Annotated in this window: 18 protein-coding genes and 4 pseudogenes; 20 read left to right on the top strand and 2 right to left on the bottom strand. The window is 38.1% G+C overall.

Annotated elements, in window-relative coordinates:
- The first annotated feature begins 12 nt into the window (after positions 1-12).
- The 15 genes and pseudogenes from PGY05_RS11920 to ltrA all read left to right on the top strand — a co-directional run bounded on the left by PGY05_RS11920 (position 13) and on the right by ltrA (position 16,337).
- On the top strand, positions 13-1,779 hold the full coding sequence (locus PGY05_RS11920) for a tyrosine-type recombinase/integrase (protein ID WP_270213538.1): 1,767 nt from the start codon (positions 13-15) through the stop codon (positions 1,777-1,779).
- The gene (locus PGY05_RS11915) at positions 1,763-3,280 is read left to right on the top strand and encodes a tyrosine-type recombinase/integrase (protein ID WP_270248132.1); all 1,518 of its coding nucleotides are present in this window, start codon (positions 1,763-1,765) and stop codon (positions 3,278-3,280) included. The genes PGY05_RS11920 and PGY05_RS11915 overlap by 17 nt, the downstream gene beginning before the upstream one ends.
- Positions 3,246-3,629 (top strand): DUF6262 family protein, encoded by a 384-nt coding sequence (locus PGY05_RS11910; protein WP_119217048.1) that lies wholly within the window; start codon positions 3,246-3,248, stop codon positions 3,627-3,629. Before PGY05_RS11915 ends, PGY05_RS11910 begins: the two co-directional genes overlap by 35 nt.
- 272 nt (positions 3,630-3,901) lie before the next feature.
- Positions 3,902-4,324, top strand: coding sequence for a cupin domain-containing protein (locus PGY05_RS11905; RefSeq protein ID WP_005340178.1), 423 nt, complete (start codon positions 3,902-3,904; stop codon positions 4,322-4,324).
- A 38-nt stretch (positions 4,325-4,362) separates the two neighbouring features.
- Positions 4,363-4,689: pseudogene (locus PGY05_RS11900) on the top strand (carboxymuconolactone decarboxylase family protein); the annotation flags it as partial.
- Between the two features lie 112 nt (positions 4,690-4,801).
- Positions 4,802-5,074 (top strand): annotated as a pseudogene (locus tag PGY05_RS11895) (cupin domain-containing protein); the annotation flags it as partial.
- A gap of 253 nt (positions 5,075-5,327) precedes the next feature.
- Positions 5,328-5,675 (top strand): hypothetical protein, encoded by a 348-nt coding sequence (locus PGY05_RS11890; protein WP_270475975.1) that lies wholly within the window; start codon positions 5,328-5,330, stop codon positions 5,673-5,675.
- Between the two features lie 151 nt (positions 5,676-5,826).
- Positions 5,827-7,179: a DUF2961 domain-containing protein gene (locus PGY05_RS11885; RefSeq protein WP_055158302.1), complete on the top strand. Its 1,353-nt coding sequence runs from the start codon at positions 5,827-5,829 to the stop codon at positions 7,177-7,179.
- Between the two features lie 34 nt (positions 7,180-7,213).
- Complete coding sequence (locus PGY05_RS11880) at positions 7,214-8,539, top strand: extracellular solute-binding protein (RefSeq protein WP_055158304.1); 1,326 nt, start codon at positions 7,214-7,216, stop codon at positions 8,537-8,539.
- Between the two features lie 24 nt (positions 8,540-8,563).
- Positions 8,564-9,457 carry a carbohydrate ABC transporter permease gene (locus PGY05_RS11875; RefSeq protein ID WP_055158306.1) on the top strand — a complete coding sequence of 298 codons (894 nt, stop codon included), beginning with the start codon at positions 8,564-8,566 and terminating at the stop codon, positions 9,455-9,457.
- Between the two features lie 4 nt (positions 9,458-9,461).
- Positions 9,462-10,268: a carbohydrate ABC transporter permease gene (locus PGY05_RS11870; RefSeq protein ID WP_055158308.1), complete on the top strand. Its 807-nt coding sequence runs from the start codon at positions 9,462-9,464 to the stop codon at positions 10,266-10,268.
- Positions 10,269-10,280: 12 nt separating this feature from the next.
- Positions 10,281-12,779: an alpha-L-rhamnosidase-related protein gene (locus PGY05_RS11865; RefSeq protein WP_055248919.1), complete on the top strand. Its 2,499-nt coding sequence runs from the start codon at positions 10,281-10,283 to the stop codon at positions 12,777-12,779.
- Complete coding sequence (locus tag PGY05_RS11860; RefSeq protein ID WP_172676508.1) at positions 12,776-13,765, top strand: LacI family DNA-binding transcriptional regulator; 990 nt, start codon at positions 12,776-12,778, stop codon at positions 13,763-13,765. Before PGY05_RS11865 ends, PGY05_RS11860 begins: the two co-directional genes overlap by 4 nt.
- A 75-nt stretch (positions 13,766-13,840) precedes the next feature.
- Positions 13,841-14,140, top strand: a pseudogene (gene mraW / locus PGY05_RS16695) (16S rRNA (cytosine(1402)-N(4))-methyltransferase); the annotation flags it as partial.
- A gap of 901 nt (positions 14,141-15,041) precedes the next feature.
- On the top strand, positions 15,042-16,337 hold the full coding sequence (gene ltrA, locus PGY05_RS11850; RefSeq protein ID WP_155177828.1) for a group II intron reverse transcriptase/maturase: 1,296 nt from the start codon (positions 15,042-15,044) through the stop codon (positions 16,335-16,337).
- A gap of 91 nt (positions 16,338-16,428) precedes the next feature.
- On the opposite strand, the pseudogene PGY05_RS11845 reads toward ltrA, so the two are convergent.
- A pseudogene (locus PGY05_RS11845) lies at positions 16,429-17,918 on the bottom strand (transposase); the annotation flags it as partial.
- Between the two features lie 503 nt (positions 17,919-18,421).
- Here PGY05_RS11845 and PGY05_RS11840 point away from each other — a divergent pair.
- Together PGY05_RS11840 and PGY05_RS11835 are read left to right on the top strand one after the other, a co-directional pair.
- Positions 18,422-19,675, top strand: a complete 1,254-nt coding sequence (locus PGY05_RS11840) for an ATP-binding protein (RefSeq protein ID WP_270475970.1) — start codon at positions 18,422-18,424, stop codon at positions 19,673-19,675.
- 58 nt (positions 19,676-19,733) lie between these two features.
- Positions 19,734-20,195, top strand: coding sequence for a low molecular weight protein-tyrosine-phosphatase (locus PGY05_RS11835; protein WP_055248925.1), 462 nt, complete (start codon positions 19,734-19,736; stop codon positions 20,193-20,195).
- Between the two features lie 233 nt (positions 20,196-20,428).
- On the opposite strand, the gene PGY05_RS11830 is transcribed toward PGY05_RS11835, so the two are convergent.
- Positions 20,429-21,286 (bottom strand): class I SAM-dependent methyltransferase, encoded by an 858-nt coding sequence (locus tag PGY05_RS11830; protein ID WP_270475969.1) that lies wholly within the window; start codon positions 21,284-21,286, stop codon positions 20,429-20,431.
- Between the two features lie 289 nt (positions 21,287-21,575).
- Here PGY05_RS11830 and yedF point away from each other — a divergent pair, with 289 nt between their 5' ends.
- The 3 genes from yedF to selD all read left to right on the top strand — a co-directional run bounded on the left by yedF (position 21,576) and on the right by selD (position 24,583).
- Positions 21,576-22,175 carry a sulfurtransferase-like selenium metabolism protein YedF gene (gene yedF / locus PGY05_RS11825; RefSeq protein ID WP_055261633.1) on the top strand — a complete coding sequence of 200 codons (600 nt, stop codon included), beginning with the start codon at positions 21,576-21,578 and terminating at the stop codon, positions 22,173-22,175.
- Between the two features lie 357 nt (positions 22,176-22,532).
- Positions 22,533-23,453 (top strand): selenium metabolism-associated LysR family transcriptional regulator, encoded by a 921-nt coding sequence (locus tag PGY05_RS11820; RefSeq protein WP_270475968.1) that lies wholly within the window; start codon positions 22,533-22,535, stop codon positions 23,451-23,453.
- 86 nt (positions 23,454-23,539) lie between these two features.
- Positions 23,540-24,583, top strand: a complete 1,044-nt coding sequence (gene selD / locus PGY05_RS11815; RefSeq protein WP_082421154.1) for a selenide, water dikinase SelD — start codon at positions 23,540-23,542, stop codon at positions 24,581-24,583.
- Positions 24,584-24,592 lie beyond the last annotated feature (9 nt).

Genomic DNA, 24,592 nt, shown 5'->3' with positions numbered 1-24,592 from the left:
GAGGTGATTGGAATGCCTGCAGTTCTACAACAATGGATAGAAAAATCAGAGGAACGAAACAGGCGAATACAGCAGCTACGGAACGAAGTGACTGAAATAATGGAACTTAATGTTATGGATGTCACATATAGAATGTTGGTAGAATTTCTGGCAGATGAAGGAATTGAACATATTTCTGAGATGGATTATATCTTGAGAAAAAATTATGAAGTTTATATGTCAGAATTAGTAAAAGGCAATATTGTTTCCAGATATCTAAGAATATTTGATAAAGTCAAACAAGAATATATTCGGAAACGAATGGAAACTCCAATGGGAAGGATGGAATGCCAGTGGACGTATAAGAATGCTATTTTATTTATTCCTTATCATTCAGATCAAAAGATTGTTCAGTCAGTGGAGCGGGTCAAAAATCGCAGTAATATGGTATGGAATTTCCAGATAGACTCCAGTGAAAAGATGAAACGTCAAATTTTTGATGTTTTAGAATTTATTTTAGAAAATTACGAACCGTCCAGAGTGAGAGAACAAAAGCTGACGGGATTACATATATTTTATGAATTTTGCAGACTTCGCAAAATAGAAGATATTAACTGTCTGGAACAAGTACAGGAAGAGGACTTCCAGATATTTCTGGAACGGAAAATTGAAAATGAACAGAGAAGAAATAGGTTGCGGAGTATTGTTGGCTTTGTCTGTAGGATCACATTTTTACAAGCAAAAGAAATTCGCTGGGATGCAACGATATGGTATTTGGAAAAGTTTAAAATTCCGAAAGAAAGATTAAATCCGAGTGATCCGGTGGAAAGAATATCATTTAGAGAAGTGCTACATCCGGAAAATCGAAAACTACTTCAGGAATACATGAAGTATGAAATAGGAATTGGAGAGATGGCAATAAGTACTGTCTATGAGAAATTCCGGATCATTCGTAATTTTTTAAAAGAGATAAGCGATGAGCAACAGAAAGTAACTACCTGTGACGCAGAAAGAATTGATCAATATTTAAAAAAGCGGCAGGAAGATGCTAATGAGGCGAAAACTTTTAATACTCAAGTAACGAGTATACAATACTTTTTCAAATTTCTTGAGGTAAGAGGATATGTAGATAAAGTACCATTTCGTGCAGAATACTATTGGGAAAAACAGATACTGGTACATCATGACAGATGCGTAGAAGAAGATGTATATATGGAGATTATCCAAAAATTATCTAATTTTCCAGAACATCTGAGAATGATGTTTTTACATTTATGGTGTATTGGTCTGAGAATCAGCGAAGTGTGTACGCTGAAAGGAGATGCATACTATCGTCAAAAAGGCGATTATTGGATGAAAATATACCAGGTCAAAATGAAGAATTATAAAAGAGTTCCAATACCGGAAGCGTTATATGATCTTATGCAGGTATACCTTAATAAGAATAGAATCGCAAAAGAAGATTATATTTTCCAGAATCGAAAGGGTGGAGCGTTTTCAAAATCTACCTTTAATGAACAAATGAAAAAGTATTGTGCAGCGTGCGACATACAAAATGGTGAATACCTGTTTAAGTCGCATGATTATCGACATACGGTAGCGACCAATCTTTATGATCATGGAGTGTCACGACAGGGAATCCGGGATTATCTGGGGCATAATTATGAAGAAATGACAATGCAGTATATTGATTATATGCCAAAAAAAATAGCAAGAAGGAATGTGGAATATTTTTCAGATGAGAAGAATAGCTTACTGTCCTATGTGCAGAAAGGAGAGAAGGATGAACGAAAGAGTTGAATATTCACAATTAGATTGTTATAAGCGTGCTACAGATGAACAGAAGAGAAAATTAAATCAAGAACAATATTTTGATTTAGGAAAACTTCCAGAGGAAACATTGAGAAAAGAATTTGAAAACTACATCCGATATAGGGGAACAAAAGTATCTATTTTAACAATTAAGACAGAACGAAATTATTTTAATAGTTTATGCGAGTTCTTGCAAAAGCCATCAAATCAGGTAAAGAGCCTGATGGAAAGAGACGAGAATGTTTGGATTAAACAGTTAAAAGCATGGATGTTACAGAAAGGCAGAGCATTAACCAAAGCGAAAAAAAGAGTATATCAGAATGAATCTGTGGAAAAAGTAGCTTTAATAAGATATTTTGAAAATATTATACAATTTACAGTTGATTTGTCGGAAACAAATGAACTGACAAAAGATATTTGGTATTTGGAGAGGCTTCCGATTATAATCAGGTCTAATCCGATTGTAAATCATAAAACAATCAATTTTAGAAAAATTGAACAGCCAGACATTCGGGAAGAAATGAAGAAGGCAATTTACTATCATTTACAATATGAAGCAATTGCGACTGTTACGCGAGAAGTATCAGTAATGAATAAGTTTTCAAAGTATCTAAAAGAGAAATATCCTCAAGTGGATTCCTGCGAAGAAATTGATAGAAATATCATAGAAAAATTTTTGATTTATTTGAAAATAGAAGTGGAAAGCGGAAACGGAAAAAGGGATGATTTAATCAAATTAAGGGATGTGCTGGAGACAGTTGGAAAGATATATGGATGGGAGCAATTAGGAAGATTATTTATAAAATCAGATTTTCCACCGGAACGGCGGGGTGAATTTAGATATTATTCTGATAGTGAATTGAAAAGATTAAATGCACATATTGTAAAGCTGGAAGAACAAATAGCCAGAGCGTTGATTATACATCAATTATTAGGAAACCGAATATCAGATACATTAACTATGAGGAAAGACTGCCTTTATAGAAGGGATAATCAGGATATGGTGATTATTTATCAGCCTAAAAGCAGAAGATTTGAGAAGCCTGTCAGTGCAGAAGTTGCTCAGTTAATAAAAAAAGCAATTGTCTATGCAGAGCAGAATTATAAAGAAAGCATATACATATTTGCAAATAAAGATAATCCACAAAAACCATTAAATTATCAGACATTACGGGAAAAGGTCATCCGTATGATTTACGAAAATGATTTGCGAGATGATCAGGGAGAATTATTTGGATTTGGATCACATTTATTCCGACATACCTATGGGGTGAAATTAACAGAATTACATGTTGATGACTGGACGATATCAAAGCTTATCGGGCATAAAAATGTAAAAACTGTCAAGTATTACCGTAAGATGAGCAATCAAAGTATGGCGGATGAAACAAGAGAAGCACGAAATTATATGTCAAATGTTATTTTAGCAAATTTAGACGGATGGGGAGAGGAATATGAACAAATACGACAAAATGCTAGAATTAAATAAGAAGAAAAGCGAAGAAAAAGTAACAAGTGCGGTAAATACCATAAGAGAGATGGTAGTAGAAAAAGAAAAGGTTTCGATTCCAAAACTGATGAAAAAAACTGGGTTGTCCAGAGGATTCTTTTATAAAAATCCGATTGTCAGAAATGAAATTGATCGTGCATTAGAACAACAGGCAGGAATGATAGATCTAAGGAGAACGATTATTGATCAGGCAATGGAAAGAGAGATGGAACTACTGCAACAACAGGTTCGAAAACTGAAATATGAGAATGAAAATTTGAAAAAAGAGAATGAGAAATTGAAAAAGGCATTAGCAAGAAAAGAATTGAATCTTATAAAACAGCTTTAAAAGTCTATACTATAAGCCAAAGCAGGTCTGCAAAGAAGTAGACCTGTTTTGGCTTGTGATATAGGCTATGATAATTTTAATATATTGCTGAATTATGCTTGAAAGGCATAATAAAAGATAAATGATAGGCATTGGACATAAAAGATAAATGTGGGGTAAGATAAATATAGTTAAAAAATTCTACAGTATTCAGAGTGAATAGGAAAAAACTATTGACCTGGAGTTTACTTTAAGGTGTAGGATATAGATAGTGAAATGAAGGAGGTAATCTTATGGATATGGAAAAAATGAAAAAAGATCTTGGCGGTGGAGCAGTATTTGAACTTGGAGAAGAAAATGTTGCATTTGCAAAATATTTTACAGGTGAATGTTATCTGAATATGCTTACTACTGAGAGAGTTCCGGTAGGATTAGTAACATTTGCACCAAAGACTATAAACGCATTCCACGTACATCATAAGGGTGGACAGATTCTGTTAGTTACAGGTGGAAGAGGATGGTATCAGGAAGAAGGAAAGCCGGCTCGTGAGTTAAAAGCAGGAGATGTTGTGAATATTCCACCAGAAGTAAAACATTGGCATGGTGCAGCAAAGGATAGTTGGTTCCAGCATATTGCTGTTGAAGTTCCGGCAGAGGGTGCTTCAAATGAGTGGTTAGAGTTTTTACCGGAAGAAGAGTATAACAAATTAAAATAAAAGAATTTATTAATTGAAGAAAGTAGAGGATGAGAATAATGGCAAAAATTGTTCAGACAGCAGGAAGAAATGCTCTTGGAGAATTCGCTCCTGAGTTCGCGCATTTTAATGATGATGTTCTTTTTGGAGAAAACTGGAATAATGAAGATATTGATCTTAAGACAAGAAGTATTATTACAGTTGTAGCATTAATGGCACAGGGAATTACAGATTCTTCTTTAAAGTTCCATCTTCAGAATGCAAAAGATCATGGAGTAACACAGAAAGAGATTGCTGCGATTATTACTCATGTAGCATTTTATGCAGGTTGGCCAAATGGATGGGCTGTGTTTAATCTGGCAAAAGAAGTATGGGATGTTGAAGAAAAGGAAAAATAGAAAGTAGCAGAACTTCATCGAAAAGGGTACAGAAAATACAGTTTTGTATTGCGTTCAAACCAGTAAATCCGGGGGATTGTGAGGGTGTAGTCCAGTTTAATGCAGAAATAACTGGCACATCCATCATGCAAAAAGTGGAGGCGGGCAGATTTTGGTATGCGTTGCCGGAAGAGGATATTATCAGGAAGAAGGTAAAGAAGCTATAGAAATGAAGCCAGGTGACTGCATCAATATTCCTACAGGTGTTAAACACTGGCATGGTGCTGCACCGGATGAATGGTTTTCTCATCTGGCAATAGAGGTTCCGGGCGAAAATGGTTCTAATGAATGGCTTGAACCGGTAAGTGATGAAGAATATGGGAAATTACAATAGGCAGGGGAATGAAATGTTTGATAACAGTATTGTATTGAACATTCTGTACTAAAATGTGCGCGATTCCACTAATATCATGAACTTATGGGAACGTATTGCGGATACTTTGTGAACTTTATCCTGATACAATGATTATGCTGATGAAAGAGGGCATAGATAACTGAATACAAGAAAGAGACGAAAGCCTCAGTAGTTAAGAAAAACTACCGGGGCTTTTTTTCGTGCCCGAATTTCTCAGCCAATAACTGCGGATATGTCGACATTTCAAGCACCATATAAAGCAGTGTTGGTATCTTTGTATGAATATGCTATACAAAGTGAAAATGAAAAGCTTTGTGGCAAAATCAAAGAAGTATTTGACCTTCAGTTTGATGATTTACCAAACAGATTCAGAAGGCTTGGATTGGATGACAGTCTGGTATGCCCTTCTTATGTCATTAATACATCTTTTTTACAAGAGAAAATAAAGAGGACAAGAGATGAAAATCCGGAACTTCGTTATCATGAAGATAATGAGGAGTATTTAATCAGGAAAACAAAGAAACAATATACGCTCTCGATCCGGTGGAGGAATGGGAGACATGTAAAAATTAATTTTTAAATAATGAATGCAAAAAAAACATTAACGAAATTTGAGAATTAATATTGTTAAAAAATACTAATTGACAATTTCAAAGTGAATGATATACTAAATACATAAAAACGTTTGCGCAAACGTTTATCTACAGAAAGTTCAATCAGGAGGAGAAAAAATGCAGAAAAATAATATGTCTTTTTTAAAAAATCTTACAACAGTAGCAGATGCAAGAACTGCCAGAGCTTCAAGCTGGGATCAGAGTGGCAGAAATAAAGATTACTGGCTTGTAAATGCAGGGGATACAGCGGTTATGGCGGACGTTGAAGGACCAGGTTGCATCAATCATATCTGGGTAACGACTTTTTGCAGAGAAATTCTCGGACCGTCTATTCAGCATCCGGTTTTAAGTGGCTCTGTTGCACCGGTAACTGAAATGGAAAATGCGGAAGGCGTTAACTGGGAAATCAATGATCCGGATTATTACCGTAAGGTCCTGATTCGTATGACCTGGGATGATTTTGATGGTCCCAGTGTGCTGGCACCGCTGGGAGATTTCTTCTGTATTGGTCATTCTATGCCGTCAAGTTTTTCGTCAATTCCTTTTAATGTATCTTCAAGACCGTGTGAGGAACTGACTTTTGGTGGAACGGCTTCCATGAACTGCTATTTTCCGATGCCGTTTAACAAACGGGCCAAAATAGAAGTTATCAATGAAAATGAAAGACCGCTTGGATTGTTTTTCCATATTGATTATGAACTTTATCACGAAGAGACTCCGGATATTGCTTATTTTCAGGCAGCATGGAGACGTGATATGCCATGCAGTGGCTGGGGAAATGATCTTTGCGTAAACTCTCCGGAAGTAAACAGTGTTCCTAATTTTGACGGTAAAGAGAATTTCCTGATGCTGGATACAAAAGGCCGTGGTCATTATGTTGGTTGTAATCTTTCTGTGCTTCATTTCCAGGGCAGCTGGTGGGGCGAAGGCGATGACATGATTTTGATTGATGATGAAGAAGAACCAAGTATTAATGGAACTGGTGCAGAGGATTATTTTAACCATGCATGGGGAATGCAGAGAAATCAGTCACCTTATAATGGTACGATTATGCATGACGGAGATACAAAAGGTTATCAGGTATCCTATAGATTCCATCTTACAGATCCGATCCATTTTAAAAAGCATATTCAGATCAGCATGGAACATGGTCATGCAAATCATCTGTCAGATGACTGGTCATGCACAGCGTACTGGTATCAGGCAGCTCCTGTTACTTCAGTAACGATTCAGCCGGTAGAAGAGAGAATTCCGCTTAAGAGAACTTTTGATATTCCGAAACCGGCTCATCAGGTAGAACTTACACCGGAGATGCAGGAAGCTTACAGAAGCAGAAATGAAAGAATGGAAAAATTTAAAGTTGAAAAGGCTGAACAGATCAGACTCAATGCAGCAAGAACAGCACCGTCAGAAACTGGAAACAAAGAACTGGCACATAAAGTAAAGAAAGAATTTGATAAAGAAAAATAAATAAGCACGTGTGTAGCAAAAGGAGGGGCTTTTTATGAATTTAAAAAAATTTTTATCAATGATTATGGTTTTGAGTATGACAGCAGCGGTATTTACCGGATGTGGAAGCAGTTCAGACAGTACATCAGATGACAGTGCAGTAGCTGGAAAAAAAGGAACAGAAAATAATACCGGTGAAGAGGATTCTTCAGAGGGCGATAAAGAAAAACTTACTTTCTGGGATTTCCATACAGGAACTGAGGCAGATGTTATTCAGGATATGGTAAATGCATATAATCAGTCACAGGATAAAGTCAAGGTTGAATATTCAAGTGTCAATCAGACAGATTATACGACAACACTTGTGACAACCGCATATGCAAATGGCGAATGCCCTGATATCCTCTGGGTGGAACCGGCGACTTTTAAAAAATTCTCGGATGCGGAAATGCTTGCAGATCTTTCTTCTTATTATACGGATGATCTGAAAAAAGATATTCTTCCGTCGTTTCTTGAAGCGGCAAGCGGAGATGACGGAAAAATCTATACACTGCCATTTGAGTGTGAAACCCTTGGACTGTTTTATGATGCAGATGCACTTGAAGAAGAAGGTATTGAACCACCGAAAACATGGGAAGAACTGAAAAGTGCAGCTGAAAAACTCACAACAAAAGACAGATACGGAATTGTTCTTCCGGTAGAAAAAACAGCATATACGTTGTTTAACTGGTGGCCATTTATGTGGATGGATGATGCAGACATTTATGATGCTGATGGAAATGTAACGGCCGGCAAAGACAGCATGGCAGATGCTCTTGATTTCTGGGGTTCATTTTATCAGAATGAATACTGCCCGTCATCATTACAGAACGGACCATGGAGTATTGATAATGTTGCAAATGGCGTCGCAGCTATGCAGATTGGCGGAACATATATGATAAATGCAGCAGAAGAATACAACAAAGATGGGCATAATATTGGAGTTGTACCACTTCCGTCACCGAAGGGAAAAGATCCTGTAACTGTTGCAGGAGGTCAGATGATGGCAGTTTCCAGCCAGAGCAAAGATGTTGATGCAGCAGCTGACTTTATTTTCTGGTGCTTTGGAAGTGATGATACAACTTATGTCACAAAATGGTGTACAGAAGCCAAATTTGCATATCCGGCGCGCCAGTCTGTAATTGAAGAAAATAAAGAACTTTTTCAGGAAGGCATGAAGGCAATATTCACCGAATTTTATGATACGGCAAGACCTGAACCACAGTATTCATCTGAAGTAACTGATATTATGGGAGATACATTGCAGTCTGTGATGTTTGGCGGAAGTTCAGGAGCGGATGCGGCACAGTTGGCACAGGAACAGATTGAGGCATTAAACTAAAATATTAAATCAAGAGGTAGAATTATGAAGCAGAAAGGAAAAATGTCCGGTAAAAAATTGAAACAGATGTTTGTAACATATACATTTGTTCTTCCTGATTTTATTGGTCTTCTGGTTTTTATTATCATACCAATCATATATTCATTTTATATGAGCCTATATGACTGGAACTTCGCTAACATTAAGCAATTTATCGGAATACAGAATTATGTCACAATGTTTAGTGACTCTGAATGGTGGCAGTCTCTGGGAAGAACTTTTAAATTAACTTTACTGTATGTTCCGGCATTATTTATATTATCAATATTATTTGCAGTTTTGATTAACTATGTCAAAAACGAAAAAGCTGCCGGATTTGTAAAAACAGCTTTTCTGCTTCCATATTCTATCACATCTGTAATTGCAAGCTGTCTGTGGATGTTTCTTTATATGGACAGAAGTGGATTTATCAATGTATTTCTGAAGGCCTTTGGACTGAAAGGAGAAAAGTTTCTGGGATCTACTTCTCAGGCAATGGTTTGCATTGCAGTTGTTTTGATATGGATCAATCTGGGTTATAATATTATTCTTTTTCTATCAGCAATAAAAGATATACCTTACAGCTATTATGAAGCAGCAAAACTGGATGGAGCAAATTCCTGGCAGACTTTCTGGAAGATAACGTTTCCGCTATTAAAGCCAACCAGCGTTTTTGTACTGATCACATCAGTGATTGCATCGTTCCAGTGTCTGGATCTTATCATGGTAATGACCGGGGGTGGACCGGCAAAATCGACAGAAGTTGCCAGTCTGTATATATACAAACAGTCATTTGAAATGATGAAGGCTGGATATGGAGCCGGATTGTCAGTTGTAATGTTTCTAATTTTGACAGTGCTTGCCGTTATTATGTTAAAAATAAATGGAAAGGAGGAATGATGATATGAAGAAAAAAACAAATAACATACTTGCAGTAATTCTTATAATATTGGGAATTGTAATGTTGTTTCCGATTTACATTTTATTTATGGTAAGTTTCAGAAATGAAAAAACTGTTTTTGTAGGATCACTGATCACAGCATCTCCTTCTTTTGAAAGTATAAAATCAGCGATAACACCGGATTTTCTTGTTGCAATCGGTAATTCATTCCTTATTGCAGTAGCAGTTACGATTATTGCTTTAATTCTTCATTCAATGTGTGGATATGCATTTGCAAGAATGAATTTTCCGGGGAAAAAGCCAATGTTTACAGTGATCATCAGTACTTTGATGATTCCGGTATCGTCTATTCTTGTACCTTTGTTTATGATATGTAAACAATTAGGAATTACAAACAGTTATGCTGGAATTCTGTTACCGGCATTGTTTAATGCTTATGGTATATTTCTGTTCAGACAGTTTTATATGAGTTTCCCTGCGGATCTTGAAGAGGCTGCAAAACTCGACGGATGTTCTACATACAGAATGTTTTTTACAATCATATTTCCGCTTTCACGACCAATTATTATCCCACTGAGTATTGCTTTTTTCCTGGGGAACTGGAACAATTACCTGTGGCCGTTGATTGTAAATAAGAAACCGGAATATCGAACAGTTATGGTTTATCTTGCTAACATGGTAGGCGGCTATAATACTAAGTGGAATGTGGTTATTGCAAGTGCAATGCTTGCATGCCTTCCGGTATTCTTGATATCACTTCTTCTGCAAAGTCACCTGCAGAACAGTATAAAAATGTCTGGCATCAAATAGGAGGGAAAACTTGTGAAAATCAGAGAAAGTTATGGAAGCAGGCGGTATGAAGAAGAATACAGGGCAGCTCTGGAAAAGTCAGTACATTATTTCAGACAGAACAGCTGTATTACAGAACTCAGAAAAATGGGTTATGCTCAGACGAAACTGCAGGTAGAATATGAAGCAGAAGAGTACGGAAAGAGTGAAATCTGCTGTCTAGATGCAGAAACAAATACTTTTTTTAATTCAGAATCTGCAGAAAAATTTATTGCAGAAAATGATCTTTCGAAGTGTGAAAATGTAAACATTTATGGTGATATCAGGCAAATCTATTGCTTTGGATACGATGATAAAAAAGTGGTTTACGCATTGACAGAGTCTGATGGTATGCAGAACTACATCACGATTCCCTATATTTCGGGAGAAAACGGGGAATTTTGTACAGATATTTCTTCTCACAGGATCTGGAAGCGTGAATTTAGCGAAAAAACATCAAATTTGGATTGTGCACTGAGATTTCGTATAGCACCGGATACATGGCCGAATATAAAAATCAAAGAGGCAGACATGTCTCCCGATGATATTTTTGCACATGCTTATGAAGCCATATTTAACATGGAAATAAACAGTGAAAAACAGGTTGAAATTCAACTTCCATATCAAAAACTTTGCTGGAATTCTGAGAAAAAAGTGCTTACATGTGGAAAGTATCAGATGGAAATAAAATGCGATAAGAAACTGTCTTTTGTCACTATATTTGATCAGTATCTGACGGAAATAATCGCAGATAACAAAGTATTGGTACTGCTAAATAATCTGACTAATAAAGCAAAAGAAATCAGTGTTATTGATATTAGTGGAAATCTTGGGAAAATCCGAGTAGGCGAAGACAATGATCCACATATTCAAGTAGAAACGGATAAAGATACAGAGACTGAGATTGTTGTATATGGACTCAGAGGACTGGCATACAGTAAAGATGCGACAGAAGCATTGCGAAGAAAAAAGAAAGAGGACAGGCTTATTTTCGCAAATGATAAATTCAAAGTTTTCGATAACCATGTTGAAGACAGCTGTTATGGTAGACCAGATGCTTATATCATCAGTCCGGAGGAAATTGTGTCAGCAGACAGGATTCTTGAAGAATTTCAGTGGAGAAAAACGAAATGGGGCGACATGACAAGAAAGTCATGGAGAACTGATAAGTGGACCGCAGATCTGTCACTGAAAAAATATCCGACACTGAAATCTGCTTCAGATATTCTTTCAGCAACATGGAATCTGGCGATGACAGTCTTCGATCGTTGTACGAATGGTGGCTATGCACTCCCTGGGCAGGAGCATCTGTGGCAGGCAGGACTCTTTCAGTGCAAAGGTGAAGGGTTTGGAGTCTGGCTCAGAGACTCTGTACATATAGCAATGCGTGGCGGAAACCTGATCGATCCGGAAACAGCAGGACGCTCACTCTTGTATGCTGTAAAAAAAGGATTTGACAATGGAAGTGACGGACCGGCAATGGGGGCTGTTGGATTGTGGGATTATTATCTGGCTACAGGTGACAGAAGTGCACTTGAAGAGGGATATGAAACACTGTTAGAAACAATGACAGAAATTGAAAACAGATATAATGAGGAAAAAGGTCTTGTACGTGCAGAACAGTCTACTTCTAATGATGCGTTCCCTGAACCGGAAAATGCAGGATATTCACTTGGCAGTGAATGTTATTATATGAAAGCATATGATTCTATGGCCAAAATAGAAAAGCTTTTGCATGGAGAAAATGAAAAATCCAAAAAATGGAGTAAGATTTCCGAACAATTATGTGAAAAAATCCGTGAAGAATACTGGAATGATGAGGCAGGATACTTTACAAGTGGTCCAAAAGGCAGTGAAGCATATGAAAATCAGATATGGGAGACTTCCGGTGAGGAAGCCGCTCTGTGGGATAAGTTCCATATTGCAACACCGGAGCAGAAAAGAGAAATCCTGAACAGTGGAATACATACTGCAATGACTCCATATGGAATACGTTTGTTTCCTCATCGCAAAGAGCATAATCATTTTGTAGGACCAGTCTGGCCGGTGTGGGAATCAGGATTTGCTTCTGCTGCGGCTGAATCGCAGAATAAAGAATTATTGCTGACTATGATTGCACAGCAGATGAGAACAGCTGTTTTGCATAAAAATTTCCATGAAGTTCTTGAAGCGGATACAGGAAAATCCTGGAGATGGCCCGGACAACTTTGGCATGCTTGCGGGTTTGCAGCTCAGATTTTATATGGTGTTTTCGGAATTAGTTATGATGAACAGGGCATGAGATTTAATCCGTGTGTTCCAGAAATATTTAAAGAGATTGAAATACAGAATCTGAATTATCAATCGGCAAAATTAACTGTTAAAATAAGTGGAACTGGAACTGTCGAATGTGTTATACTGGATGATGAAAAGGTTGATTTTATACCATATAGTCTGACAGGAAATCATATAGTCCATATAAAATTAACAGAAACAGAGAGTGAATGTATATGAAAGCAAAGATTACAGATGTGGCTCAAAAAGCCAATGTTTCCATATCTACAGTGTCGCACGTGTTGAATCATACACGTTTTGTATCCGAAGAGACCAGAAAAAAAGTCATGGATGCAGTAGAAGAATTGGGGTATTCGCCAGATGCGTCTGGCAGGACTTTTCGTACCGGAAAAAAAATGATGATAGGACTTGTTGTACCGGATATTACAAACTCTGTTTTTGCTGCACTTATTGAAGATGTAGATGATGTGATATCAAAGCAGGGATACAATCTGGTCATTTCCAATACAAGGGACTGCCTCAAGATGGAAAAACAGGCACTGAGAAATCTGGCTTCGGGGGTCGTAGATGGGATTGTAATTGCTTCTACATCAGAAGATTTTCAGACAATAAAGAGGCAGATACCGGACAAATTCCCAATGATATTTATGGATCGGGTGCTCCCGGACAGAAATTATGACAGTGTTATTCTTGACTGTCAGGAGGCAACTGCAAAGATGCTGGAAGAAATGATCCAAAATGGTTTCAGAAAGATTGGTTTTCTGGTTGGATTGCCACAGATTAGTCCGACTTATGAAAGGGTAAAAGTATACCAGCAGATTTTGAAACAATATGAGATACCGGAGACAGAACAGTATGTTCGATATATTGACCGAAAAAAAGACACCTATGATGTAGCTGGCGAATTGGTAGAGGCCGGATGTACGGCAATTATAGCCACAAATACGGCAATGACTCACAGTGTACTGAACTATGTGGAGGATAGAAATCTGAAACTCGGCGAGGAAATTGCAGTAGGTGGTTTTGTGGATTCTGATTTTGCAAATCGCTTCATGCACAGGATTCCAGTGGTATATGAGCCAATGAAAGAAATGGGAAAACTTGCCGGAGAGATGATTGTAGAAAAAATCGAAGATAAAAATAGAAAAATTCCTGTTAAAACGCTGACATGCGAATATGACTCTAATGATTTTTATAAAAAATAGGCAGGGAGAACGAAATGGAACAGGAAACACAGACACCACACAAACGAAGAGCACGATATAAGGGAAATACTCCGGCTGGAATGCCTGCATGGTGAAGGTCATATGTATGCAACAGATGTGGATCAGGAGGAATCTGCATAGCCTCGTAAGCGTCTGGCAGAGCAGAGCTTTGGAGAGGACATTCTGACGGTCAAACTTCAGAATTTCTGTACAATCGATGAGATTGCAAAAGAAGCCGGTGGATTTGATTTTATTCTTGCAGATTTCGGGGGATCGTTCATGCAGATCGACAATCTGAAGCGTGGTTTTTCTTTCCGTGCAGACGGACCGCTTGATCTTCGCCTGAATCAGGAAAAGGGAATCAGCGCGGCAGAGCCAGATCCACAAAAATGTGCTGGCGGTTAAGGCATGCGTCCGTCCTATATGCTAAAAATGAAGATTCTGTGAAGCGAATCAAAAGTATTGACAGTAAAACAAAGAATTATTACAATAAGCCTATCATAAAGATATGTTAAACGAGGCTGTTACAGTAGATAAATGAACTGCTCCCCGTCAAGTAGACAATTGAAAAAATATAAATTTTTCGGGGATGTGAAAAAACTCGATTGAGTTTTTTCGCATCTCCCTTTTTGTACCTGTTGTGTATAAATGACTGAAATCATGCGCAAAGAAAGCGCACTTCCCCTACCCCATAGAAATTCTTTTTTTGAATCTATGCGGCAGTTCTGTTTCTCATCTTTTTTTTCTGATATTTATATAGATTATGGCCTATCGCCACGAGTAAAACTTCCAGTTGTGCGCCCAGCTAAGGGTGTGTAGTCAAGCCGGTGGGATTCCGGTTTATCCAAGGTTTAGCCAACCAGATAATAGCGAGTCTTAGGATGATGCCGGTAACGGCATCTGACAAGCGTAGACAGCAAGAAGGCAGGGTTGAATAGTGATTGAGCTTCGAAACGTTAACTTCAGTCGGTCGACGTCTTAACTGGTGCGGAAGACAATATCATATAATGCGATATGGCGAGTGTTATGTGGCACTGCGGAGTCAGAGAACCAATCATGTTTTACATTATGAATACACATCAACTGGGGAGAACCTGCCATTTCTCGAAGAAGAGTATGAAGTTGCAACTGAAAACGGAGGATTTCAAATGAATGGTAGGTGGTCGGACAATCCCATAGTACTGTAGAAATCGGGCAATGCCGATGGAGGGAAGGGGATTGCATAGTAAAGGTCTTACTGAGGACACATTATCCGTACTCAGGGACGGAGGAAATAATGGAAACGAAATTAGTAAGAATAGCTGAGATATCGGCAACATCAAAACATCCTATATTTACATCAGTGTACCACTTGATAAATGAAGATATGCTAAAGCAATGTCATAAGGAATTAGATGGGAACAAAGCAGTCGGAATTGACAAGGTAACTAAGGATGAGTATGGGAAGAACCTTGATAGAAATATCAAGGAACTGGTACAGAGGTTGAAAAACAAATCCTTTAAGCCACTTCCGTCACTGAGGGTATATATACCTAAAGGAAATGGAAAGAAACGACCATTAGGGATTGCTTCCTATGAAGATAAGATTGTACAAATGGCAGTGAAGAAAATACTGGGAGCTATTTATGAACCGAGATTCCTAAACTGCATGTATGGATTCAGACCGAATAGGGGGTGTCACGAAGCAATAAAAGAAGTATACCAACGGATAAGCTATGGAAAAATCAGCTATATTGTAGATGCCGATATCAAAGGTTTCTTTGACCATATCGACCATGATTGGATGATGAAGTTTCTTGAATGGAATATACAGGATAAGAACTTATTGTGGCTAATACGTAAATACCTTAAAGCAGGAATAATGGAGCAAGGAAAATTCGAGCCAACAGAGGAAGGTTCGGCACAAGGCTCAGTAATGAGTCCGATGCTTGCAAATATATACATGCATCATGTGCTGACGCTGTGGTTTAAGCTGGTGGTGCAAAGGGAAATGCAGGGAGAGTGTTTTCTCGTCAACTTTGCGGATGATTTTGTTGCAGGATTTCAATATAAGTCAGAAGCTGAAAGATACTATAAAGAGTTAAAGGAACGAATGGAAAAGTTTGGACTGGAGCTGGAAAGTAGTAAAAGCAGACTGATTGAATTTGGGAGATTTGCAGAGCAGAATCGTAGAGCAAGAGGAGAATGTAAGCCTGAAACATTTGATTTTCTGGGATTTACCTTCTACTGTAGCAAAACCCGAAAGGGAGGTTTCGTGCCAAAGGTACAGACTTCAAGGAAGAAGTTTGAGCAAAAGGTTAGAGCATACAAGAACTGGATTTACGATAATCGAAATCGACCAATGCGAGAAATAATTAAAGAGTTGAACGTAAAACTAATTGGACACTATCGGTATTATGGTGTTACATGGAATTTTCGGAAGATAACAACATTCCTGCATAGAGTACAGCAGTTTCTATTCAAAGCCATGAATCGGAGAGGTTGTAGACGGGCATACACATGGAATGGATTTGTGGAAATGCTCAAGTATTACCCGTTAGCAAAACCTAAAACGTACTATTGTTTATATTGAAGCGAATGTTACTATGAGGAGCCGTATGCGGGAAAGCCGCACGTACGGATCTGTGAGGGGCTAAGATTGAGAGGTCTTAGTCTACTCGACTGACTGAATGAATGCCTCTTCGGACAATTCTCTTGTACCAACGGTCGTTTTTCATTATTCCGAAAGTGCCTTCTGCTTGTATCGAACGGTTCATTCGTAATAACGCACCGTGGATACTTTCTAGGTTTTCGATTACCTCCTGATGCATGGAAGTTAATTCCTGATTGATCCGAACGGTTCGATTCTTATCTGTTTTCTTACATTTCTCTGCATATGGACATCCACTACAGTCTTCGCATTCATACAGTTCTTCCTTACGTCCGTATTGATTTCCCCTCACATTTTTTCTGTATAAAAAATGGAATGCTTTATCGTTAGGACATCTCATGACACCTTGCTCATCAATTCTGAAGTTAACTGCACGAAATGGATCTTCATGATATTTCCGATCCTTAGTTTCCTTTTTAAACATTGGAAATTTCATATACTTTTCAATTCCGTTCTGTTCACAGAAAATATAATTGTTGTATGAGCCATATCCGGCATCTGCCACAGGATATTTGGGATAGAATCCATAAGTTTGTTTGAAGTGCTCCATCAAAGGAACGAAACAATCCATATCCGAACGATAATGGTTCACGTCAACAACTGCAATATATTCATCTGCTACACCAATCTGTACATTATATGCTGGCAGAAGCTGATCATTGCCCATGTAATCCGTTTTGATACGCATAAAGGTAGCTGAGTTATCTGTTTTAGAGTAACTGTTTCGATTGGGACCACAGATTTCAATTTTTTGCATGTATTCTTGAAGTTTCTGACAGAAAGTAGTCAAGTGTTCATAATGTCGCTGTTCTTTGGATTTTCGCTTTCCACTTCCGTAAACAAATGTACTTTTATCCAGTTCCCATAAAAGTACTAGCTGCTCAACGATTTCATTCAGATAATCCGGTACATACTCCGGATTTGTTGTGATCTGCACCCCGCTCCATGCGATTTCTGCATTAATTTCCTCAATCTCCGCAGTGATTTTTTCGTAAAGCTTGTAACGGAACTTTTCGGTAGCCTTCTTCCATACCCAGGTATACTTGTTTGCGTTTGCTTCAAACTTGGAGCCGTCGATGTAGAGATGTTGCAGATCTACATGCTCATCGTTAAAGATAGCATGATTGATGTCGTTAAAAATGTTTTCAATCTTATCTTGAAGTATTTCATTGATGAAATATCCAAAGGTTCTGTATGACGGAGTCTGATGATCCATGAGATACATGAACCTGATATTAACTTTGCAGTTGTCTTCCAGTTCTCTCAGAGAGCAGTAGCCGCTAGTCATAAATCCGAAAAGTACTTTTTTAACATGTTGACTGGATTATATCTGAGTCGTCCGGTTGTGTACTCCGGAATATCCGTCAGATACTTGTTTAAATCGATTCCTCCCATCAATCTGTCAAATGTTAAAACAGGATCCAGCAGATCCAAACAATCTGAAAGAAACAGTGGTAAATATCCTTGTTTTGAATTACAATAATTATTGTGTAAAGTTTTCATCGCAAGTTAATTTTACCACAAAAATAGGACCTTTCGCATGAACGAATGGTCCTATTTCTTTTAGGGACTTATTTCACAGCCCCTTTCTAACGCATAAAGTTATAGAGAAAATACCATCATAAATGAGGAGAAATGAAAAACAATTAAATATAAAAATGTGCAAAAATGTTGAAAAATAAAGGCTTATCGCCTCAAATCCGTTGGCACGAAAGGAGATAAAAAAATGGTCAAAATATTATTTATATGCCACGGCAACATTTAAAGTATGGCGAGAAAAACTAGATTTTGTAGGATTTTCTAGATAGAAACAAATAATTTACACCTTATTTATACCTTTGGAAGACCGAATCGGAATAATTAAAAAAGTTGTCATAATTCAGTTGGTCAAAAAATAATATTACACTCAAAATCAATTAAAAAATCAATCGTAAAAAAATACGATTGATTTTTTGCGCATTTTTGCATATAATATAATCATTATGGTTGGAAAGGGAACGATTACTATGCGTGAAACAAGAATATTAGAATTCAAGGAAACGATTACGAATACTTTTTTGAAAACAGTTAGTGCCTTTTCGAATTACAATGGTGGAACAATTCTTTTTGGGGTTGAGGATAATGGAAATGTGAAAGGATTGCCAGATGTAAAACAGGCCTGTCTGGATATCGAAAATAAAATCAATGACAGTATATTACCTCAACCAAACTATACACTTGAAATACAGAACAATGACCAGACGATAAAACTTACTGTAAAAAGTGGTCTTCAAAAACCGTATTTATATAAATCAAAAGCATACAAACGAAATGATACAGCAACGATAGAGGTAGATACATTGGAATTTTCAAGGCTTGTATTAGATGGAAAAAATATTAGCTTCGAAGAATTACCTTGTAAAGATCAGGAGCTATCTTTTGAAATTTTACAGTGTAAACTGAAAGAAAATATTTACATTGAAACTTTCAATCAAGATACTTTAAAGACATTGAACCTGTATGACAATATAAATGGTTATAATAATGCAGCGGGACTTTTGGCAGATAAAAATCATTTTTCAGGAATTGATATTGTTAAGTTCGGTGAGAATATCAGTATTATTCAAAAAAGAGTAACGTTTGAACATATATCGGTTTTAGAAATATATGAAAAAGCACTTGCTGTATTTAGAGATTATTACCAATATGAAGTAATACAGGGAGCTGACAGAAAGATGGTAGAGAAAATACCGGAAGCAGCTTTCAGAGAAGCAATTGCAAATGCTTTGATTCATAGGGTATGGGATATTAATTCACACATCAGAGTTTCTATGTTTGATGATAGAATAGAAGTAGTGTCTCCTGGTGGATTGCCGGCTGGAATAACGGCAGAAGAATATTTATCAGGTAAACTATCTATTTTAAGAAATAGAAATCTTGCAAATGTATTTTACAGACTGGGATTGGTAGAGATATTTGGAACAGGAATTACACGAATCAAACAACTGTATGCAGAGAGTTTGATAAAACCAGAATTTGAAGTGTCAGAAAATGCTATAAAAATTGTATTACCGATATTTGAAACGAATGTCAATTTAACCGAAGACGAAAAAGTGATTTACAAATTTTTAAGTAAGACAATGCTGAAACCAATAAGTGAAATTGCACCATATGTCCCATTTGGCAAATCAAAAACAACACAATTACTGAAAGCTATGGAGAAAAAGGGTGTGATTGCAGTTGAAGGAAAAGGCAGAGGAACAAAATATATCATTAAGTGATTGAGAACATAGAGGGTTCAAATTACACAATCTTTCAATAACACAAGGAGAAAATCATATGATAAAAGTACTTTTTATCTGCCACGGCAATATCTGCCGCTCCACCATGGCAGAATACGTTATGAAACATTTAGTTAAACAATCCGGCATAGAGTCCGATTTCTTCATCGATTCCGCCGGTACAAGCAATGAAGAACATGGGAACCCAGTTCACCGCGGCACACAAAAGAAGCTCCGCAAGGAAGGAATCCCGTGTGGCAATCACCGTGCACGCAAGATGTGTAGAGAAGAATATGCCGCATTCGACTACATCATCTGCATGGAGCGATACAATATACAGAACATTATGAGAATCATCGGAAATGACCCGGAGCACAAGGTACAGAGACTTCTGGATTACACAAATCGTCCGAGAGACATTGCAGATCCATGGTATACAGGAAATTTTGATGAGACATTTGATGATGTGATGGAAGGTTGCCAGGCGTTTCTTAGCTATCTGATGGAGCATCTGCAATAAATTTTCAGATGGGGAACCCAAAGGAGAATGGAAAATAAAGAAGAGAAGTAATCTGAGTTTAGAAAAGGATTTTCGTTAAAGCACAAGCTTTATAGTAGGAGAAATCCATTTCATACCGGATCACTTCTCTTTTATTTTAGATCTTTTATGATTGCACAAATTGAGATTCTGCTATTCGGAAAAACGTTGTATTATTGAGAAGCCACAAACGTATCAATCACAAATCCGCAATCTTATCTCTCCCATCGTCCACTGGCCCCACAAGGAAGTACCAGTCCATTTGAAGATACTGGAAGTCCAATCTCTTGTGAATCCACATGTCCACCGTATTTCTTAAGCTCAGTCGCGATCATATAAGTCAGTACTGCTGGGGCAAGTCCTGTCGTATAAGAATTGATCAGGAAGAACAGTGGATCATCGGATAAAATCTTCGTACAGAGTTTTACCAGTGGATGAATTGCGTCTTCAATTTTCCAGATCTCGCCCTTTGGTCCACGACCGTAGGAAGGTGGATCCATGATGATTGCATCGTAATGATTACCGCGGCGGATTTCGCGCTCTACGAATTTGACACAGTCATCAACCAGCCAGCGGATCGGTGCATCGCCGAGTCCGGAAGAAACAGCATTTTCTTTTGCCCATGTAACCATTCCCTTGGAAGCGTCTACATGAGTTACGTGTGCGCCGGCAGCAGCTGCTGCAAGTGATGCACCACCGGTATAGGCGAATAAGTTCAGTACTTTTACCGGGCGCCCGGCATTGCGAATCTTTTCAGAGAACCAGTCCCAGTTGGTTGCCTGTTCCGGGAAAAGTCCGGTATGTTTAAAATTAAACGGTTTTAAGTTAAAGGTAAGATTCTTATAACTGATTTGCCACTGTTCCGGGAGATCGAAGAATTCCCATTCACCGCCGCCTTTTTTACTGCGGTGATAGTGTGCGTTCGGATGTTTCCAGCGTTTGTCTGTGCGAGGTGTATCCCAGATCACCTGCGGATCCGGACGAACCAGGATGTACTGCCCCCAGCGTTCCAGCTTTTCTCCGTCTGAGGAGTCAATTACTTCATAATCTTTCCAACCATCTGCTAACCACATATATTATTAAATCCTTTCTGAAGTGCTTTTTGATAAATTTCCAGTTTTCTATAGTCTTGTTCAATGCATATTTATAGACATACTGTTTTACTTTTCTATTTTATTATAGAAGAAAGGATACTGCAAGAAGCGAATGTAAAATATCGCAATAATATACAAAAAGCTATCGCGATAACAAATGGTTTTTGGTAAAAATAACGGGACTATCTGTTTACATAAGGGACGAAGGGTGATAGAATGTATCTATAAGTGAAATGATTCACGTAAAAGAAAGGTGGAAATGAATATTATGGTAACAGTTAATGCAATGGGAGACAACTGCCCGATTCCGGTAATCAAAACAAAAAAAGCAATGCAGGCTCTTACAGGACCGGAGACAATTGAAGTATTAGTAGATAATGAGATTGCTGTACAGAATGTTACAAAGCTGGCAAAAGAACAGGGCGGAGAAGTAAGCTCTGAAAAGCTTGGAGAAAAAGAATACAAAGTAACGATCAAGATGCAGGGAGTACCGGCAGTAGATGCAGAAGTTGTATGTACACCGGATCAGAAGGGAGACCTTATCGTAGTGGTATCTTCTGACCGCATGGGAACAGGTAATGATGAACTTGGTAAAGTCCTGATTAAGGGATTTATTTATGCAGTTACACAGCTTGATACACTTCCGAAGAAGATGCTTTTCTACAATGGAGGAGCTACTCTTACAACAGAAGGATCAGATTCCATTGAAGATCTGAAGTCTCTGGAGGCACAGGGAGTAGAGATTCTTACATGTGGTACATGTCTTGACTACTATCATTTAAAAGACAAACTTGTTGTTGGTGGTGTAACCAATATGTACAGTATTGTTGAATCTATGGCTGAAGCAGGAAAGATCATCAGACCATAGTTTGAGAACTATATAACAAAGAAGTTCGTATAACGGACAGAGAATATTTAAGAAAAGTTGAGAAATTAAGTATGAATAAAGATATCAGAGAGACACAGTGTATAAGGACATCATGTTGAGGCGTCAAAGCAGGTCGAAGGACCCTTGTTCAGGCTCTGGACAAGTTGTTAAAAACTGAAGATGGTAACCTCCTGGATAAAAAGAATTTGTTTGTTCGGGCAGATGCACTTTGCTCTCTGGTATTTGATATCGGATGGTAGAAGATAGATGTGGCTGCGCAATTTGATCAAAGGAAATAACGGAATCCGGTGAGGGTGTATTTATACGAATTTGATCGAATAGAAAGAGGGAATAATTATGAATTTAAGGCAGCTGGAAGCATTTATTAAAGTATCCGATTCAAAGAGCTTTTCAAAAGCAGCACAGGAACTGTATCTGACACAGCCAACAGTAAGTGCGCATATACAGACACTTGAAAAAGAACTGAAAGTGAGATTGTTTGTGCGTAATACCAAGACTGTCAAATTATCTGAGGACGGAAAGACACTTTATCAGTATGCACGTCAGATGATCGAACTGGAACAGGAAATCCAGTCAATGTTTTCAAAAGCAGCAGAGCAGAAAGAAAGATGTATTACGATCGCAACCTCTACGATACCGGCGCAGTATATTCTGCCGGATATTCTGGTGAAATTCCGAGAGAGATTTCCGAAAGAACAGTTCAGAATCGTGGAAAGTGACAGCAGTACTGTCATTGAACAGGTAGCATCGCATCTGGTTGATATTGGATTTTCCGGTACAGTAATCGAAAAAGCAAATTGTAAATACATACCGTTTTACCAGGATGATCTGGTTGTTATTATGCCGAATACGAAAGAATATCAGAAAATCATAAAAGAGCAGAAGGATTTAAAATGGCTGGAAGGAGAACCTCTGATTATGCGTGAGGAGGGATCCGGTACCAGAAAAGAAGCAGAGAAGCAATTAAAAAAGATGGGAATCTCTTTGGATGATCTGAATATTGTTGCGACAATTGAGAATCCGGAAGCGATCAAGAGATCTGTCAAAAGTGGTCTTGGCATTACAATTATTTCAAGACTTGCGACCGCAGATGAGATCCAGGCAGGAGAAGTTTTGGAATTCCCGTTTTCACAGGATGGCAGCGGTCGAAACCTGAATCTTGTATATAATAAGAACTACAAACTTCCGGCAGCGGCTGAACATGTGAGAGAATTGATCATAGAAAAATATGAATTGCAAAAGCAGTCTTTACAATAGAAAGTATGAATGATAGAATTCATCTATGTGCGCATTTTTTGCGGCAGGTAACATGTTAAATGCAAAGTATAAGTTGGGGATAAACAATGAATAAAGAAAAAGTAAGACTGACACAGTATGCAAAAACTTCCGGGTGAGCCGCTAAAGTAGGTCCGGAGACCCTTGCCCAGGTTCTGGGTAAGTTACCGAAATTTGAAGATGAAAATTTGATCGTCGGAATCGAGACATCAGATGATGCTGCGATTTATAAGGTTACAGATGATATTGCGATGATCCAGACCGTGGATTTTTTTACGCCGATCGTGGATGATCCGTATATGTTTGGCCAGATTGCAGCAGCAAACTCGCTCAGTGATGTTTACGCAATGGGAGGAGAGCCGAAGGTAGCACTTAATATCGTAGGATTTCCGAATTGTCTTGATCCACAGATCTTAGGAGATATTCTTGCCGGTGGAGCCGATAAGGTAAAAGAGGCAGGAGCTGTTCTGGTTGGTGGACATACAGTACAGGATGATGAGCCGAAGTACGGACTTTGTGTGTCCGGATTTGTACATCCAAAGAAGATTTTTAAGAATTACGGATGTAAACCGGGGGATGTGCTGATCCTTACCAAACAGGTCGGAACAGGAATTGTTAATACAGCAATCAAAGGAGAAATGGCATCTGCAGCCGCAATCAGGGAAGCTGAGATTGTCATGTCTTCTTTAAATAAAAAAGCAAAAGAAGTTGTGGAGCATTTCCCTGTAAATGCATGTACAGATATTACAGGATTTGGTCTTTTAGGTCACTGCGTTGAAATGGCAGAGGCAAGTAATGTGACATTTGAACTGAATGTTCACGATATTGCATATCTTGATGAAGCAATCAGCTATGCAAAAATGGGCCTTGTTCCGGCGGGGGCTTACAAGAACAAGGGATATTCTTATCAGAAAGTAGATTTCAGAAATGTAGAAGATCATTTTATCGATCTGTTATATGATCCGCAGACATCAGGTGGACTGCTCATCAGCGTGGAAGCGCAGTATGCGGAAGCCGTGATGGAAGCATTCGAGAAGAAGAGACTGGATACCAAGGTATCCCTGATCGGAACCGTAACAGAAAAGAGCGATAAACTGATTCGTCTGCACTAGGAATTCAAA

Origin of the sequence: Coprococcus sp. AF51-11b1, assembly GCF_027682785.1 — a bacterium.
In the GTDB taxonomy this organism is placed as follows: Bacteria; Bacillota; Clostridia; order Lachnospirales; family Lachnospiraceae; genus Allocoprococcus; species Allocoprococcus comes.
Note: the sequence above shows the minus strand (reverse complement) of the source record. Positions and strands in the feature narration are given on the sequence as shown.

Excerpts from the sequence above, each read along its gene's own strand:
- yedF (WP_055261633.1), top strand. The coding sequence starts at position 21,576 with ATGGTAACAGTTAATGCAATGGGAGACAACTGCCCGATTCCGGTAATC.
- PGY05_RS11890 (WP_270475975.1), top strand. The coding sequence starts at position 5,328 with ATGTCGACATTTCAAGCACCATATAAAGCAGTGTTGGTATCTTTGTAT.
- PGY05_RS11915 (WP_270248132.1), top strand. The coding sequence starts at position 1,763 with ATGAACGAAAGAGTTGAATATTCACAATTAGATTGTTATAAGCGTGCT.
- PGY05_RS11840 (WP_270475970.1), top strand. The coding sequence starts at position 18,422 with ATGCGTGAAACAAGAATATTAGAATTCAAGGAAACGATTACGAATACT.
- PGY05_RS11870 (WP_055158308.1), top strand. The coding sequence starts at position 9,462 with ATGAAGAAAAAAACAAATAACATACTTGCAGTAATTCTTATAATATTG.
- PGY05_RS11875 (WP_055158306.1), top strand. The coding sequence starts at position 8,564 with ATGAAGCAGAAAGGAAAAATGTCCGGTAAAAAATTGAAACAGATGTTT.
- PGY05_RS11860 (WP_172676508.1), top strand. The coding sequence starts at position 12,776 with ATGAAAGCAAAGATTACAGATGTGGCTCAAAAAGCCAATGTTTCCATA.
- PGY05_RS11920 (WP_270213538.1), top strand. The coding sequence starts at position 13 with ATGCCTGCAGTTCTACAACAATGGATAGAAAAATCAGAGGAACGAAAC.
- PGY05_RS11820 (WP_270475968.1), top strand. The coding sequence starts at position 22,533 with ATGAATTTAAGGCAGCTGGAAGCATTTATTAAAGTATCCGATTCAAAG.
- PGY05_RS11880 (WP_055158304.1), top strand. The coding sequence starts at position 7,214 with ATGAATTTAAAAAAATTTTTATCAATGATTATGGTTTTGAGTATGACA.
- PGY05_RS11905 (WP_005340178.1), top strand. The coding sequence starts at position 3,902 with ATGGATATGGAAAAAATGAAAAAAGATCTTGGCGGTGGAGCAGTATTT.
- ltrA (WP_155177828.1), top strand. The coding sequence starts at position 15,042 with ATGGAAACGAAATTAGTAAGAATAGCTGAGATATCGGCAACATCAAAA.
- PGY05_RS11910 (WP_119217048.1), top strand. The coding sequence starts at position 3,246 with ATGAACAAATACGACAAAATGCTAGAATTAAATAAGAAGAAAAGCGAA.
- PGY05_RS11885 (WP_055158302.1), top strand. The coding sequence starts at position 5,827 with ATGCAGAAAAATAATATGTCTTTTTTAAAAAATCTTACAACAGTAGCA.
- PGY05_RS11835 (WP_055248925.1), top strand. The coding sequence starts at position 19,734 with ATGATAAAAGTACTTTTTATCTGCCACGGCAATATCTGCCGCTCCACC.
- PGY05_RS11830 (WP_270475969.1), bottom strand. The coding sequence starts at position 21,286 with ATGTGGTTAGCAGATGGTTGGAAAGATTATGAAGTAATTGACTCCTCA.